13 protein-coding genes are annotated in these 15,509 nt (G+C 61.2%); 4 read left to right on the top strand and 9 right to left on the bottom strand.

Going from position 1 to position 15,509, the window contains the following annotated elements; genetic code table 11:
* From EN884_RS02210 to lptF, 5 genes are all read right to left on the bottom strand, one after another.
* On the bottom strand, window positions 1-426 hold a 426-nt coding region (locus tag EN884_RS02210), incomplete at its 3' end, for a 4-hydroxythreonine-4-phosphate dehydrogenase PdxA (protein ID WP_206617550.1).
* Window position 427: 1 nt separating this feature from the next.
* Window positions 428-1,366 (bottom strand): peptidylprolyl isomerase, encoded by a 939-nt coding sequence (locus EN884_RS02205; RefSeq protein ID WP_024504313.1) that lies wholly within the window; start codon window positions 1,364-1,366, stop codon window positions 428-430.
* 90 nt (window positions 1,367-1,456) lie between these two features.
* Entirely contained in the window at window positions 1,457-3,895 is a 2,439-nt protein-coding gene (locus EN884_RS02200; protein WP_024504312.1) for an LPS-assembly protein LptD, read from the bottom strand.
* Entirely contained in the window at window positions 3,895-4,980 is a 1,086-nt protein-coding gene (gene lptG, locus EN884_RS02195) for an LPS export ABC transporter permease LptG (protein ID WP_174299091.1), read from the bottom strand. Before lptG ends, EN884_RS02200 begins: the two co-directional genes overlap by 1 nt.
* On the bottom strand, window positions 4,977-6,179 hold the full coding sequence (lptF, locus tag EN884_RS02190; protein WP_013532506.1) for an LPS export ABC transporter permease LptF: 1,203 nt from the start codon (window positions 6,177-6,179) through the stop codon (window positions 4,977-4,979). The genes lptG and lptF overlap by 4 nt, the downstream gene beginning before the upstream one ends.
* Window positions 6,180-6,530: 351 nt before the next feature.
* On the opposite strand from lptF, the gene EN884_RS02185 reads away from it, so the two are divergent.
* Entirely contained in the window at window positions 6,531-8,042 is a 1,512-nt protein-coding gene (locus EN884_RS02185; protein WP_013532505.1) for a leucyl aminopeptidase, read from the top strand.
* 28 nt (window positions 8,043-8,070) lie between these two features.
* Window positions 8,071-8,520 carry a DNA polymerase III subunit chi gene (locus tag EN884_RS02180; protein ID WP_013532504.1) on the top strand — a complete coding sequence of 150 codons (450 nt, stop codon included), beginning with the start codon at window positions 8,071-8,073 and terminating at the stop codon, window positions 8,518-8,520.
* A 29-nt stretch (window positions 8,521-8,549) separates the two neighbouring features.
* Here the strand turns inward: EN884_RS02180 and EN884_RS02175 are convergent, their stop codons facing one another.
* Window positions 8,550-9,035 carry a DUF995 domain-containing protein gene (locus EN884_RS02175; RefSeq protein WP_013532503.1) on the bottom strand — a complete coding sequence of 162 codons (486 nt, stop codon included), beginning with the start codon at window positions 9,033-9,035 and terminating at the stop codon, window positions 8,550-8,552.
* 133 nt (window positions 9,036-9,168) lie between these two features.
* Window positions 9,169-10,092, bottom strand: a complete 924-nt coding sequence (locus EN884_RS02170; RefSeq protein WP_013532502.1) for a glycoside hydrolase family 26 protein — start codon at window positions 10,090-10,092, stop codon at window positions 9,169-9,171.
* Between the two features lie 602 nt (window positions 10,093-10,694).
* On the opposite strand from EN884_RS02170, the gene EN884_RS02165 reads away from it, so the two are divergent.
* Together EN884_RS02165 and EN884_RS02160 are read left to right on the top strand one after the other, a co-directional pair.
* Complete coding sequence (locus EN884_RS02165) at window positions 10,695-12,575, top strand: cellulose synthase catalytic subunit (RefSeq protein ID WP_013532501.1); 1,881 nt, start codon at window positions 10,695-10,697, stop codon at window positions 12,573-12,575.
* A gap of 291 nt (window positions 12,576-12,866) precedes the next feature.
* Window positions 12,867-13,274: a hypothetical protein gene (locus EN884_RS02160; protein WP_013532500.1), complete on the top strand. Its 408-nt coding sequence runs from the start codon at window positions 12,867-12,869 to the stop codon at window positions 13,272-13,274.
* A gap of 159 nt (window positions 13,275-13,433) precedes the next feature.
* On the opposite strand, the gene EN884_RS02155 is transcribed toward EN884_RS02160, so the two are convergent.
* Together EN884_RS02155 and EN884_RS02150 are read right to left on the bottom strand one after the other, a co-directional pair.
* A complete protein-coding gene (locus EN884_RS02155; protein ID WP_244514345.1) occupies window positions 13,434-14,435 on the bottom strand; it encodes a glycosyltransferase family 2 protein in 1,002 nt (333 codons plus the stop codon).
* Window positions 14,436-14,479: 44 nt separating this feature from the next.
* Complete coding sequence (locus EN884_RS02150) at window positions 14,480-15,406, bottom strand: lysylphosphatidylglycerol synthase transmembrane domain-containing protein (RefSeq protein ID WP_013532498.1); 927 nt, start codon at window positions 15,404-15,406, stop codon at window positions 14,480-14,482.
* Window positions 15,407-15,509 lie beyond the last annotated feature (103 nt).

Raw genomic sequence — 15,509 nt, 5'->3', positions numbered from 1 at the left:
ATATTCGGTGTGGCCGGGAAAGCGAAAGCCGGCATCGTAGAGCGGCTTCTTGGCGATGGGGCAGGTGACCACGGCCGAGGCTTCGCGGGCAAGGCAATCGGCGACGGCGCGGTCGATGGCCTCGATCGTGGCGGCCGCATTGGCCGGATCCGGCTGGCCGGGGCTGTCGATGCAGCCTGCAGCCAGCGGAACGATCGGCAAGGCGCGGGCAAAGACCTGCGCCGCTTGTGCCGGGGTGGCTTCGGCGATCGGCAGCGAGAGGCCGAGCAGGCGCGCCCGGGAGGCGATCAGCGCCGGATCGGCGAGCAGGTAGAAGGGGGGCAGGGCGGCAGCTTCACGCGCCATGAAGGCGGCGATGGCGATCTCCGGCCCAATGCCGGACGGATCGCCGGCGCTCAACGCGAGCGCAGTCACTGCGTTGCCCACGTCAGCGCTTGACGATGCGGGCTTTTGCCTTCAGCTCGTCGACATATTTCTTGCTGAGCGCGTCGGCATCCTTGTCGCCGCCGGAGCCTTCGGCCTGGAACGCCATCTGGGCAACCTTGTCGTCGGACACTTCGCGCGACGAGCAGATGCCGATGAATTCGACGCCGCGTTCGGTTTCGCGCGTGACGGTGGCACCGCCGACTTTGGTAGCTTTGATCTGCTCGGCCCAGTCCGGCGGCAGTTGCGGCGCCAGCACCCGGCCCAGATCGCGAACGGTGACGTCGATCAGGCCCTTGGCGAATTCGCGCGTCGTGTTGCAGCCGTTGAAGCGGGCGCGCATGGCGTCGGCCTCTCGCTTGCGTTTGCCCAGCGTCGCGCTGCGTTCAGCCGCCGGCACCACGAAGATGACCTGCTGCAGCATGTATTCGGTGGCGCTCGGTTTGGCGCCGCCTTTTTCGAGCATCTTCCTGACGAGATCCTGTTCGCTGACGGCGCCGGTGCCGTCGCCGGAACGGTAGCGCGCGCTCAAGGCCTGGTTCCAGGCCATCTGGGCGCGGATGAATTCCTTGAAGTGGCTCTTGGTGACGCCCGACTTCTCCATGACGCCGTCGAGCTGGCTGAGCTGCATCTTGTTGCTCGAGGCAAAGCGCTGGTACGCGGCATCGACCTGGGCGTCGCTGATGCGGATACCAAGCCGCTTGGCCTCGGCCATACGCAGCGTCTGGTCGATCATTTCCTGGCCGGCATCGCCCTTCTTGCGCTGCAGCTTCAGGAAAGCGGCGCGATGGGCGATGTCGCCGGTGGTGACAGGAATGTCGTTGACGACGTATTTGATCTCGCTGGCGAAAGCCGGCGGCGCCATTACGGTGATCGACACGGACGTCGCCGCCACGAGCAACGCGAAACCTGCTGAAAAGAGGTATTTCCTCATCGTTGGCATCCCAATTCTATCCCGGTCCCGCCCAATTTGATCTTTCCAGGTGCGCGAAATCCGTGCCAGCCCTATGCGGCGAAACGATGTCGCCGATTGTTACTGGATCGTGTCGACGGCACTGGTCGACGAGCCGAAATCGCCGAGGGTGCGGAACGACAGATTGAAGCCGATGGTCTGCGACACCTCCCTGGTGTTCAGATCGCGCGACTGCGAGTAGGTCATCAAATAAGTGAAGCAGGAATCGTTGTAGGCGAAGCCGACGCCATCCTTGACCAGCAGGCTCTGCTGCAGGTCGTAGGTTCCTGTGCCGAAGACGCGCCAGTTTTCGGCCAGATGCGTGGATGCACCAAGCGTGACCTCGTGGCGGTCGGTGGTGAAGCCGTACAGCGGCTGGGCCTGGATGAAGGCGTATTTGGCGCTCAGCGACACAGGCAGGCCGGAATAGGCGGCCTTCACCTCGGCGCGGCGGATCTCGAAGCTCTGTTCGTCGAAACGGCCGCTGACCGAGGCCGCGAAGCCGTTGGGGCTGTTGATGCCGAACAGGCCGACATAGTCGGACTTGGTCGTGTCGAGGCCGGAGTTTGCGCCGACATTCACCAAATCCGGCGCGGCGAACGAATTCTCGCCGCCAATCTGATAGGATTGGCCGAAAATGGCATTGGTGCCCCAGCCATTGTTGTAGGAGCCGGAATAGCGGAAGCCGACATTGGCGCGCGAACCGCCTTCGACGCGGTCGTAGCCGGAGAACTTGTCGCGTTCGAACAAGGTGGTCGCATCGAAGACCATGCTTTGGGCGTCTTCGTTAGGCACTGAGAGGCCGCCGACATATTGCTCGTTCGGACGCATGAAGACCTGTGCCATCGGTTCGATGACATGGCTGGACCCGCTGGCCATGGAAAACAGCACCGGCCAACGCATCTCAAGCCCGGCGGTTGCCATGTAACGGGCAAATGACGAGCGCATGTCGTCCTGCTCGCCCAAATGCGTCGCCATTCTGTCGATCGCGTCCAGCGAAGCCGACGACGCGTTGAGGTAGTCGACGTCGCCCTGCAGCGCGAGCAACGGCGTCAGCACCAGCCCGCCATCGGTGACGAAGCTCCGCTTCCACTCGGCCTCGGCGGTGAGACGGCCCGATTCGCCTTCAATGCCGCGGACGCGCTGCGTGGGAGTGAGGGCATTGTAGGGCTCGACGAAGGTCTCATCGACATCGTCGCGGCGGATGACACGCGCGTTGACATTGAGCGATAGCTGGCCGCCGGCCACCGACGCATCAGGAATATAGGCGTAGTCGAGCGACGGCAGCACCCAGGGCTGTTGTCCGCTTCGCGCAGAGGCGTTGTCGTCAGGTGTATCTTCCTGCACATCGAAATGCATGGCGCGCACGTCGAAATAGTTGCGGCCGTTGAGACCCGTCAAGTAGACCGACGACTGGTGGACGCTGCTATTGTACTTTTCGATGCCGTAGGTGTTCGAGAAATTCTTGTCGGTCTGCAGCAGCACGTCCCAGCCGAAGTTCCAGCGTGAGTTGATGGCGAACTGCCCCTGGGTACCCATCATGCCGCGGAATTTGTTGGGATCGCCGGCGCTGCCCGAATTGACGTTGTGGCCAGAGCTGGAGGGGAAGGCAGTGGTGTCGAGGAAAGCGTCGGGATTCTGCTGGTGTATCCCGGCGATCTTCAAGCTGTACTCGCCATTGTTGAAGCGCTGACGCCACTCGGCCTCACCGAGGAAACCCTGCTTGGTATAGCCGGTGCCGGTGACGGTCAGGTCGTAGGTCGGCGCCAATGCAAGATAATAGGGGACTTTCACGCCGACGCCGAGATCGCTCTTGTAGATGATGCTCGGGATCAGGAAGCCGCTCTTGCGCTTCACCGTCGGGTCGGCAATTTCGAATGCAGGCAGATAGGCAAGCGGAAAACCGAAGAACTCGAAATTCGCATTCTCGAAGCGAACCGTCTTCTTCTCGCCGTTCCAGATGATCTTCTTGGCCTTGACGCGCCAGGTCGGCGCTTTGTCCGGCTTATCCTCGCACGGCTCGCAGGCGGTGTAGACGCCATTGTGGAAGGTGGTCAGCACGCCGCCCATGCGTTCGGCGCTTTCGGCGGCGAAATAGGCCTTGTCGATGGTTTCGACCCGCAACGCGTTGACGAAGCCGTCGGCGAAGTCATCGGTGATGTCGATATGCTGCGAATTGATCTTGGTACCGTCGCTGTTGATGACTTCGACGTTACCGCTTGCGACCATTCGCTTGGTGTTGCGGTTGTACTCGACCCGCTGGGCGACAAGGCGATTGCCACCATAGTCGATCTGCACGCCGCCAACGGCGGTCACGGTCTGGTTGTCGTTGTTATAGACCAGCGTGTCGGCCGCCAGCAGCATTTGCGAGCCGGACGGAACCGATGTCGCCATGTCGCCGACGTCCTGCGCAAGCGCCGGTGCCGGAACGGCGTAGGCAAGCACGCACGCCAAGGCGGTCGCCGCATAGAGGCGCGCCAAACCGGCCTGCCTGTTGCTGGGCAAAAACGCCTCCCTCACTAGCCGTCTTCCTTGTATAGCAGGAAAGTCACCCCGAAGAACATAGCCACCATGACCGGTACCCAGGCGGCTACGACAGTCGGCACGAATCCCGCCACGCCGAATGCCTTCACCAGAACCGAAACGACATAAAGCAGAAAGCCAGCGATGATGCCACCCAGAATCATCGTCGCCGACTGCCCCATCCTAGCAAATCGCATTGAAACCGTTGCCGCGATCAGCGTCATGGCGACGAGAAGGAACGGCAACGCCACGAGCGAATCAAACTGCATGGCAAAGGCATTTGCCTTGAGGCCGAAGGAGCGGGCAACCTCGATCTTTCCGGGCAGGTCGTAGAAGGGGATGGTTTCCGGGCGCGCCAGCCGCTCTTGCACGAATTCGGGCTTCAGATTGGTCGGTACGCGATCGGTTGCCGATGCCTGGATCGTGCCGTTCTGGAACGTCTTGACGTCCTGCAATTCCCAATAGCCGTCGCGCAGGAAGGCACGGGCAGCATCCTTGCGCTCGACGATGTTGCCTTGCGGGTCGAGAATGAAGAATACGACATCGGCCATTTCCAGGCCCTGGTTCAGGATGGCCCGCGCACCGATGATGGTGTCCCCCGAACTGGTTTTCTGCCGGATCCAGGGCGCGGCATCGGCCGAGACCGTATTCGATTTGCCGGAACGCAGCTGGGTTTCGATCTGCTCGGACCAGGAGAATGCGTGCGCGGCGAGCGGATTGATGACGCCAACCGACAGGACGCCGAACAGCAAGGCTCCGATACAGCAGGGCAAGAGGAACTGCCAGGCGGAAACACCGGCGGAACGCGCGATGACCAGCTCGTAGCGCCGGTTCAGCGACACCAGCGTCGCCATCGCCGAGAAGAGACCGACGAACGGCACCGTCTGCAGCATGATCATCGGCATGCGGAGGCCTGAAATGGCTACCGCCGTGCCGTAGGTGAAGCCGGGCAGGCCGGTGGTGCGGCCGGACAGCTCGGTGAAATCGATCAGGAACACCAGCGCCAGGAGGCCGATGAAGAACCAGATGGTGATCGTCACGTAGCGGAAGAAGAAATAGCGGCCCAGTGTCCAGCCCATCAGCCGACCCCTTGCCCTGATGTGCCGCGCCTGGACAAACGCAATTTGAAAGCATTCCAGCTGTCAGCGATGCGCGAGGCGAAGTTTGTCATCCAGTCCGCCCAGGTCACGGGCAGTTCCAGTGTCCGGTTCGAGACGATGAACCAGATCGCCACCGCGGAAGCCACGATCGGCACACCATAGACCATATAGGCATATTGCGGGATCTCATCCGCCTTGCTGGCGGCGAAAAAGCCCAGCCAACGCACGAACAGCGATATCGTGATCGCCGTGATCAGCGGATTGACGCGCGCCTCGCGGTGCGAGCGCGCATCCCCGGCGACCGCAAGCGCGATCAGCGCGAAAACCATGGAATAGGTCCATTCCGAGAACCGCTGGTTGACTTCGGCCCGGTATTCGTAGGGGCTCTGCTGATAATACTTGTCGTTGGCGCTCGGGTTGAGCAGGTACTGCGTCGTCTGGTCCTTGGGCAGGAGCGTCACCGCTGAAGCCGCCGCCATGAAGGCCGACATGTCGAAGGCATAGGAGGTGAAGCGGATGACGGAGAGATCGCCGGTCAGCGTTTTGCGATGGATGACGCCGTCATTCATCATCAGCACCTTTTCACCGCCGCGTTCGATGATGCTGCCGGTCTTGGCGTAGTAGACGAGGTTGACGCCTTCTTCGCGCGAATCGGCGACGAAAATGCCGCCCAGCCGATTGTTGGGAAGGCGCTCGCCGACCTGCAGGAACAACCCGTCGTCGATCTTGCGGAAGGTACCTTCCTGGATGATCAGCGACAACAGATCCGCGCGTGACGATGCCACCAGGGCCCGGTTCTTCTGCCGTGCGTAAGGATCGATGCCGTTGTCGACGGCAAAGGAAAAAACGGCTGCGGCGAGCGCCAGCAACATGATCGGCCGCACGATCGTCCAGCGCGAGGCTCCCGCGGCGTTGACGACGGCAAGTTCGGAATCCGAATTCATGACGCTGAGTGTCTGTGCGACCGCCACCACCAGCGCAAAAGGCACTACGATCGGGATGATGGACGGAAGGATGAGGGCGGCGACTTCGAAGAAGGTCAGCGCCGATTGGCCGCTGTCGGTGACCAGATCGATCTTTGCCAGCACCTGCGTCGTCCATACGATCGCCAGCGTCCACACAAGAGCGGCCATGAAGACCACGAAAGCGCGGCGCATGATGTAGCGTTCAACGACCTTCATGAAGGCTTTTCTCGATTTTTTCGAACGGCATCATGCCGCCGAACAAGGTAGCTGTCCGGCAGCGCCTGCACAACTGGCTCATCAGATGGTCTATCCGGGTTCTGTCCCACATCACGCCCCCCGGCTGGGCGGAGTGTCGGCGGGAATGGATAAGAAAGGGCGAACATCGATGGTTAACAACAAGTTGCGGCAAAAAGCGGGGCCGTGCCGCGACGAATCGTCATCGATTCCATAGGTCATATGGGATGCCAATTCGGCAAAGTCTTGCCAAATGCCGGAAAACGACCAAATGTCGCGCATCGTTTCGAACCGCTTCCCCAAAAGTCGCGCATTCCCTGAAAGCAGGACATGATGAATCAAAGACCGTCGATCGCCTTCGCCAAATTTTCCGGGTCCCAGAGCGGGGTGAACAAGAAGGGCACGGTCTTCGTGCTCGCGGCGGATGAGGGCGGCCTGAGCGACGTCGCCAAGCCCAGTGATCCCGGCAAGACACTGGAGCGGGCTTTTCCCGTGGCTGAGTTCACCGGCAAGTTCGCCAGCACGGTGGAAGTTCTGGCCCCGCAGGGAGCGTCGCTCGACAGACTGGTGGCGATAGGCACCGGCAAGGTGTCGGGACTGGACGAATATGCGTGGTTGAAGCTTGGCGGCACCGTTGCCGCGTCGCTGCGCAAGGCGACCGAGGTAGCGGTAGTCCTCGATGTGGTCGGCGCCTCGCCGAGCGCGAAGGACGCGGCAAGCCTTGCCGCGGGCATTCTCCTGCGCAGCTATTCCTTCGACAAGTACAAGACCAGGAAGGATAAGGACGACGGCAAGGCAGAGCCGAAGAAGCCGGTCAAGGTGACCATCCATACCGCCGATCCGGCCGCTGCGAAGAAGGCCTTCGCCGATGCCGAGGCGGTGATCGACGGCGTCCTTCTGGCGCGCGACCTCGTCAACGAACCGGCAAACGTGCTTGGGCCGGTCGAGTTCGCTGCCCGCGCCAAGGAACTCGAGGCACTCGGCGTCAAGGTCGAGATATTGGCTGAGAAGGAAATGAAGAAGCTCGGCATGGGCTCGCTGCTCGGTGTCGCGCAAGGCTCGCCACGCGGCGCCCGCATGGCGATCATGCAGTGGAACGGCGGCAAGCCGAAGGACAGCCCGATCGCCTTCGTCGGCAAGGGCGTCACTTTCGACACCGGCGGCAATTCCATAAAGCCGGCCTCGGGCATGGAGGATATGAAGGGCGACATGGGCGGTGCCGCCGCCGTTACCGGCCTGATGCATGCGCTGGCGGCCCGCAAGGCGAAAGCCAATGTCGTCGGTATCATCGGACTGGTCGAAAATGCGGTCGACGGTCATGCCCAGCGTCCCGGTGATATAGTCACTTCGATGTCGGGCCAGACCATCGAGGTGCTCAATACCGACGCCGAGGGCCGCCTCGTGCTGGCCGATGCGTTGTGGTACTGCAACGACCGCTTCCAGCCGAAATTCATGGTCAATCTGGCGACGCTGACCGGCGCCATCATGGTGGCGCTCGGCCAACATTATGCCGGCCTGTTTTCCAACAATGACGAACTGGCCGAAAAATTGTCGGTGGCGGGGCAGGCGACTCAGGAACGGCTGTGGCGCATGCCGCTCGGCGCCGAATACGACAAGCTGATCGATTCCAAGAACGCCGACATGAAGAACATCGGCGGCCGTTTTGGCGGCGCCACCATCGCGGCGCAGTTTCTGCAGCGCTTCGTCAAGGACACGCCATGGGCTCATCTCGACATAGCCGGCACGGCGATGGGGGCGCCGTCGAACGAGATCAACCAGTCGTGGGGTTCCGGTTTCGGCGTCAGGCTGCTCGACCGGCTGGTGCGCGATAACTATGAGCAGTGAACGGGTTCGATCACTATAGGCTGAAGCGATGGCCGACGTTCTGTTCTACCACCTGACCGAATCGACGCTGGAGGATGCGCTGCCAGGCCTCCTGGAGCGCAGCGTCGACCGTGGCTGGCGCGCCGTGGTGCAGACAGGCACCGAGGAACGCCGCGATGCGCTCGACCAGCATCTTTGGACCTTCCGCGACGATTCGTTCCTGGCGCACGCAACCGATCGTGAAGCTCATCCCGGCGAACAGCCGATTCTGTTGACCACCGGCGACGGCAATCCCAACGACGCCAAGATAAGGTTCCTGGTCGACGGCGCGGTGCCGCCTGACCTTGGCGGCTACGAGCGCGCGGTGTTCCTGTTCGATGGCCACGATGCCGCCCAGCTCGAGGCGGCGCGAGGACACTGGAAGGTGATGAAGAGCGCTGGCCACGACGTCACCTACTGGCAACAGACGCCAGATCGCCGCTGGGAGCGCAAGGCGTAGACCAGCCGCTTGTGGCGGATGACTCGATCCTACAGTCTTGCCTTGATCCGGTTCTGTTTCCGGGTGACGTAGTCGCCGTGTTTCAATCTCTTGAAAACATACCAGTCGCCATCCGGAGCCTTGCGCTGGTAGATTACTTTGCCAGCCTGGCGGTGCTCGAAGCAGGTCATCGAGCCCTTCACGCCCCAGGAACCGTGCCATTGCGCACGCCAGCACAGCTTGCCGCCGCCGGGAATGAACCACATGCCGTCGCCATAGCCCGACTTGCCTTTGTCGTGGGTCCAGGACTCGAACTGTCTCTGCTTGACGGCAAAGAAGCCGGCGCCCTTCTTGCCCCACAGCCACGAATGGTTCTGATAGATCTGGTAGACGCCTTCGTCAGGAACCGCTGTGGCCTCTTGAGCCTGCTCGGCGATTTTCATCGCCGTCTTGGCTGTCGCAGGAGCCTGGAAGGCAAGAACAAGAACGGAGCAGGCGAATGCCGCTCCAAGATAATTTCCCACTACCCGCTTCACGAAACTTCTCCACAGACTGATTTACGCCACGCCTCAATCCTCATCCCGAACCGCTGGTTCGGGATGGATCACGATCAAACAAGGAGATTGGAAGTCGATCCCGATCGCGTCGGGGTCGATCAGCACGATGCGTCTACGGCAGGACGTGCTGGGTCACCCTCCAGTCGGGCAGACCATAGCCACCCAGCCACGGCCACACTTCCTTCTGGTTGAAGTAGACAACCGAAGTCAGCGCCGGGAACTCCGCGTAGGATTTGCGGGAATCTTCCTGCCATTTCGAGACATAGTCCTGCTTCCCGACATAGCCGAGTTCCGCAACGATGATCGGCTTGTTGAACACTGCAACGCGGTCATAGCCGGGCTTCAGCAGCTCAGCGAAGGTGCGGTCGCGGCCGGTCTCGTCATCATCTTTTTTCTGCAGACCGAACACCGACAGGCCGATGACGTCGACATAGTCGTCGCCGGGGTAGTATTTTTCCAAACCCTCTTCGCCTTTGGGCGACCACATGTACTTGGCTGCGGGGGCAGCCTTGCGGCAGATGTCGACTTCGCGCTTGTAAGCGGAGATCCAGTCCTTGGGAGCCCAGTTGGCCCAGGTGAAGCGGCCGTTCTTGTCTTCCATTTCCTGCGCCCAGCGAATGGTCACCGGGCTCTTCATCTGTCCCACCAGGTCGCAGATCGCCTGCATGTTGGCGTCATATTTGCCGCTCAAAATGCCGTCGCGCAATTCGGGCGGGGTGATGCGCCAGTCCTTGGACCAGGTCCACGGCTCAACCGTGATCAGCAGCGAACGGCCGCGCTGCAGCGCATAGGCGTCGGCGAGTGGCAGCGTCGACAGATCGACGTCTTCCCAGGGCAGGAACAGCTCTTCGATGCTGGCGCTCTTGTCGGCGCTGAAGTCGCCGTAGGGATCGTAGGATCCGAACGCCGAGGCGGCGCTGCTCGTCTGGACGGGGTCCGTCGCGGCTACTGAGCCAGCGCCTCCTGCCGTGGGGAACGCGGCGCTTCCGCCCAATGCCAGCGCGATTGCAAGTGCTTTTACTGTGGAGTGTTTCATGTCGATCTCCCATGGCCCCAACCTCTTGCGGAAGTTAAGGCTTCGCCCGTGCGCATCGATGCTTGATCGACACGATTACCCAAAACCGATCGGCTCTATTTGGCAGAATCTGCGGGATTTCGGAGCGACCCGTTGGCGGATGTGCGAAACCTGACACAGAGCCACCCAAAAAATTATCTCTCAAGGCCCTATACAGGGGGCGCTCGAGAGAAAGTTCGCCGCGATACTCACAAATTCGCGTCAATATCCCGATATATCATCCCTGGCTAATTTAAGAGCCGGTCGCGACCAAGAGTCAAGTGCAATTAACGGTTGCTTAACCATGTGCGCGCGACATGGTTAACGCTGCTCTCAAAGTTCGATCCTTGCCGGACAGCTTTGGCCCATCGGCGAATTCTCCAGCGCTGAAAAATTTGCGGCTCATCGTTCACGTGCTGGTCGGTGGAAACTGTTCCACCGGACTATCCTTAACCAGTTCTGAAGAACCGTAGTTAAGAAATAACTAATTTAGTTGACTCTAAGGATGCCTGAGCGGATTCTGCTGCTGGGTTAGGCTCATCGGCCGTCGTTTGGCTGATGCTCGGGTGGCGGCAGTAAAGTGTATGAGTGTTTCCGCGGACGTGGGGATCATCGGCAGTAAGACCATGCCGAAACGGGGGCGTGGGGCAGCTCCGGGCAAGGCGGCGGAGAAGCCTCCTTTTCTGGTGCCCGTGCTGTCGGCCGCCCAGAAGCGGATCTGGAAGCTAGGACTTGCCTGCTGGTCGGTAACGTTCGGATTTTTCTGGTTCTGGTGGCTGCAGCCCGGGCACATCGAACACGTTATCCCATACATGCTGGCGACATTGACGCTCGTATGGCTGACATTCATGCCGATGTATTTTCTCTTGAACGTGCATGCGATGAAAAAGCCGTCCAGGCTTCACACGATCCCGAAGCATTCGCGTGTCGCGATGGTGGTGACCAAGGCTCCGTCAGAGCCGTTTTCCGTGGTTGCGCGAACCCTCGAGGCAATGCTGGCGCAGGACTGTCCGCATGATACCTGGCTGGCCGACGAGGACCCGTCCGAGGAAACGATTGCCTGGTGCGATGCCCATAACGTCATGATTTCGACGCGGCGCGGGCGGGAAGATTATCACCGCAAGGTGTGGCCCCGCCGGACGCGCTGCAAAGAGGGAAACCTGGCCTTCTTCTACGACCACTATGGTTATGAACGCTATCACTTCGTCGCTCAGATGGACGCGGACCACGTCCCGACACCAACCTATCTCAGGGAAATCCTGGTTGCCTTTGCCGACCCGGCGGTTGGCTATGTATCGGCGCCGAGCATATGCGACAACAATGCCGCTGAAAGCTGGTCGGCACGCGGCCGGCTGTTCCCGGAAGGGATGTTCCACGGACCTTTGCAGTCCGGCCACACGGGCGACGGAACGCCGCTCTGCATCGGCTCGCACTATGCCGTGAGAACCGCAGCGCTCAAGCAGGTCGGCGGCCTTGGCCCGGAACTGGCCGAAGATCACTCGACGTCCATGCTGTTCATTGCGGCTGGTTGGCGCGGTGTGCATGCCATAGACGCCATTGCCCATGGCGACGGCCCGCAAACCTTTGCCGATCTTGTCACGCAAGAGTTCCAGTGGTCGCGGAGCCTGATGACGATCATGCTCGAATACTCGCCCATATACCTTTCCAAGGTATCGCCACGGCTGAAATTCCAGTTCCTGTTCCGCCAGCTCTGGTATCCGCTTTTCGCCGTATTTTCGCTTCTCATGTACATCATGCCGATATACGCACTTATTACGGGTCAGAATTTCGCCAATGTGACGTATATTGACTTCCTTCTATACTATGCGCCGAACTCGATTTCGCTGATTGTGCTGGTGATGCTGTTGAAGTCCTTCGGGCTGTCGCGCCCACTGACCGCCAAGACGATCAGTTGGGAGGGAATGTTGTTCTCATTCTTCGCTCGTTGGCCGTGGGTGCTGGCGGGCACGCTGTCGTCGATCCGCGATTATCTGACCAAGTCGTTCGTCGATTTTCGCGTTACCCCCAAGGGCAGCGGCCCGAAAAACCTGCTGCCTGCCCGCGTTATTGTTCCCTATGTGGTGCTTGCAATGGGAGCTTCGCTGCCGGTCCTTCTTGTAGACCGCGCCTCGGACGCCACCGGCTTCTACTGGTTCGCTGCCTTCAATGCGTTCGTCTACGGATTGCTTGTGGTCGTGATCATCACCAGGCACCTCGTGGAGAACAAAATTTCGTTGCGTTGCAATGCCGCGAAACTCACCTTGCAGGCCTCGCTCGCTGGCGTTGCGCTCTTCGTCCCGGGCGCCGCGTTCTGTGACCGCGGCCTGGAAGGCATATATGGGCTCCAGCAGGGGGCAGGCGGTATGCGCATCGTCAGCGTGGCCTACCCGGTTTCCGGAGCCGGGCGCGGCGGGAGCGGAACCCGCACATTCCATCTTGACCCCGCCTGGAATCCGCCACGCTGACGCCGACAGGCGTCCGTGCGCAAACAACTCCCCTGAACCGCATTTGCCTTGATAGCCGGCCGGCAAGCTGTGGCAGGACCAGGCACGAGCCCAAAAGGTCAAATTTTAATAATATCCGGTCGAGTGCCGAAAGACCGCGCTCATCATATCGTTTGCATGATATTTAATAAGTCTCCCCTAATATACAGCCCATGATGTGAGTGGCGATGGGTCACTCGCGTGGTGCGGAAAGCAAATAAGAGCAATATATCTCCGCGCTCCAGCGACTTGTATTTCATGGCAGGGATAGCGATGAACAAAATAATGGAAAGAGGGGCAAGGCTCGGCAAGAAACATGCCTGTGCATTTGCCGCGGTTGCATTGATCTCGATGATGTCCGGTTGCCAAAGCATGGATGCCACCAAGACGAGCTCGATCGGCACCAAGCCCGTGGTTCATTCGCTTGGCCAGAGGGTGCACTACGCCAAGGACAAGCGGCTGCATCTGATCAACCGCAAACCGCTCACCAAGATGACCAACGTGACGCGTACGAGGGAGGAGGCCTATGCGGCCTTCGTGCGGCCGCAGCGGGTCGGCAGGCCGGCGACGGTGAAGGTCTCCTACAGTCTGGGCAATGGCGGCCCGCTCCTGGGTCATTCGCCCTGGATATGTGGTCCGAGCGGTTTCGGCCAGCGCGCCAGCTGCCGTTCGCGTTACTAAGCCATCAGACCTGAAGCGCGGCCGATTTGACTGCTGCCGGGTCTTTGCCGGGGGGCGCGAGTGGAGGGCGGGAGGTTTGCGCAGACGTTGCGCTTTGCCTCTTGCCCTCCAACCGCCATGCGTTCGTTAGGCGCGGACCTCCGTGGCATTCCGATCAGGTCACGATGCTCGGCCCGGGGCGTGCCAGCCGTCATTGTCGCCGCCCGGCGGCCGTGGCCGCGCGACATAGGCCGATGCTCCGTTCGCCTCGTGATAGACGCGTGCCAGCATTTCCGCCAGCACGCCCGACGTCACCATCTGCACCCCGGCGATGAGCATGAAGAAGCCGGTGAACAGCATCGGGCGTGTTCCGATGTCTTCGGCGAAAAACAGCTTCAGGCAAAGCAGGTAGGCAAGGATCAGCGAACCCAGCGCGCCAAGCACGATGCCGATGCCGCCGAAGAAATGTCCCGGCCGTGTGCGATAGCGCATGAAGAAGTACATGAACACCAGATCGAGCACGACCCTGAAGGTGCGCGAAATGCCGTATTTGGACTGGCCGTGGATGCGGGCATGGTGCGTCACCACCTCCTGCGCGATGCGTCTGGGGGTCGTCACCGTGGCCAGCCATGCCGGGATGAAGCGGTGCATCTCGCCATAGAGCTTGACGCTGCGGATGACGTTGCCGCGATAGACCTTGAGGCTGCAGCCATAATCCTTGAGGCGCACGCCGGTGACGCGCGCGATCAGCGCGTTGGCGATGCGCGAGGGCAGCCTGCGCATGAAAAAACCTTCCTGGCGGTCCTTACGCCAGCCGACCACCAGGTCGAGATCCTCGCTCAGCAGGCGATAGACCATGCGGGGGATGTCGTAGGGATCATTTTGCAGGTCGCCGTCGATCGTGGCGATGACGTCGCCGCGCGCCGCGTCGATGCCGGCCTGCATCGCGGCGGTCTGCTTGTAGTTGCGCACCAGTTCGACCGCATGCACATGCGAGCCGTAATGCGCTGCAAGGCGCCTGATCTCGCTCACCGTCGCGTCGGTGCTGCCGTCATCGACCAGCACGACCTCCCAGGGCTGGTCGTAGCGTTCCATCGCCTGGTGGATCCGTGCCAGCAGCGGCTCGACGTTTTCGGCCTCGTTGTACATGGGGACGACGATGGACAGCGTATGGTTCGGCATTACCGCGCCGTCAGGCAGTCCCGAAGCAGGGATGGGCAATACGTTCATTGGGATGGCTTCCTTGCAGGTCCGACAGCCGGATTTCCCGGCAGCGTCGATTTCGAGGGAAACAGCCAGGCGATCGCACCCGTGGCGATTGCCGAGCAGAAGATGAACAGGTGCAGCGCCAGCGCCGCCTGCAAGCCATTCTTCATCGTGATTCCGGAGGTGAGCAGCGCCGCCGCTGCTCCCGCTTCATAGGTGCCGAAGCCGGCGACGCCTTGCACCGGCAGTATGGCGGCTCCTTCGGCCCCAACGACGCCTGGAAAGGCGGTCGAAAAGGATGTCCCCAGCAGCATTGCCAACAACCATCCCTGCACAGTGAGCTTCAGCGACCAGTTCGCGATCGTCCACCACCAGCCATAGCGCGAGCGTCCGGTTGCTTCGGTGAACACATCTCGGAGCTTGCCGAGCTTCGCCACGATCTTGCCGCGGCCGGCCCAGTCATGCGGTGCACGCGCCCAGCGCGGCAGGTACCAGGCGGCGACGATCAAGACGGCCCCGCCCGCAATCCTAATCGCCGGATGCAGGCCCGGCCACACCGCCAGGGCGAGCACGCCGACGACGAAAGCGTCCTGCAGTCTGAACCACAGCAGTGAGGCGCTGGCGCGCATGATCGGTATGCCGAAGACCTGGCGCAGGAGCAGGGGAAAGGCCGTCTCGCCGCCGCGAAAGGGCACGACGTTGATCATCGCATTGTGGATCAGAATGACGCGCAGGCAGGCGCCGAAGCGGCCATGCACCTCGTCGCGGAACTCGTCGCAGACGCGCAGCGCACGCAAGACATAGGTGGCGAAGAACGCGATCGTCGCCACGGCGAAGGTGCCGGGCGTGATGCGGGCAAAGGCGTCGCCGACCATGCGCCAGCGCGAGTCGCTGGCGAGCCAGGCCAGCAGGGCCAGCGTCACAATGATCGAAATCGCTCGTTTCAACAATTCCTCCGGTCGCAACCGTCGAATTCCGCCAGCCGTAGAGATATTTGACCTTGCTGGCCGGCTTGTCTCGCTTAGCTTGCTGCGTTGGGCAGGCGAGGGC

The organism is Mesorhizobium sp. M7A.F.Ca.AU.001.01.1.1, from assembly GCF_004022735.1.
GTDB classification, from domain to species: domain Bacteria; phylum Pseudomonadota; class Alphaproteobacteria; order Rhizobiales; family Rhizobiaceae; genus Mesorhizobium; species Mesorhizobium ciceri.
The sequence above is the reverse complement of the archived record's forward strand: the minus strand, read 5'-3'. Positions and strand labels throughout refer to the sequence as shown.

Bases quoted from the DNA above. Each gene is read 5' to 3' on its own strand.
- EN884_RS02165 (WP_013532501.1), top strand. From the start codon at position 10,695: ATGAGTGTTTCCGCGGACGTGGGGATCATCGGCAGTAAGACCATGCCG.
- EN884_RS02155 (WP_244514345.1), bottom strand. From the start codon at position 14,435: ATGCCGAACCATACGCTGTCCATCGTCGTCCCCATGTACAACGAGGCC.
- EN884_RS02185 (WP_013532505.1), top strand. From the start codon at position 6,531: ATGAATCAAAGACCGTCGATCGCCTTCGCCAAATTTTCCGGGTCCCAG.
- EN884_RS02160 (WP_013532500.1), top strand. From the start codon at position 12,867: ATGAACAAAATAATGGAAAGAGGGGCAAGGCTCGGCAAGAAACATGCC.
- lptF (WP_013532506.1), bottom strand. From the start codon at position 6,179: ATGAAGGTCGTTGAACGCTACATCATGCGCCGCGCTTTCGTGGTCTTC.
- EN884_RS02180 (WP_013532504.1), top strand. From the start codon at position 8,071: ATGGCCGACGTTCTGTTCTACCACCTGACCGAATCGACGCTGGAGGAT.
- EN884_RS02205 (WP_024504313.1), bottom strand. From the start codon at position 1,366: ATGCCAACGATGAGGAAATACCTCTTTTCAGCAGGTTTCGCGTTGCTC.
- EN884_RS02170 (WP_013532502.1), bottom strand. From the start codon at position 10,092: ATGAAACACTCCACAGTAAAAGCACTTGCAATCGCGCTGGCATTGGGC.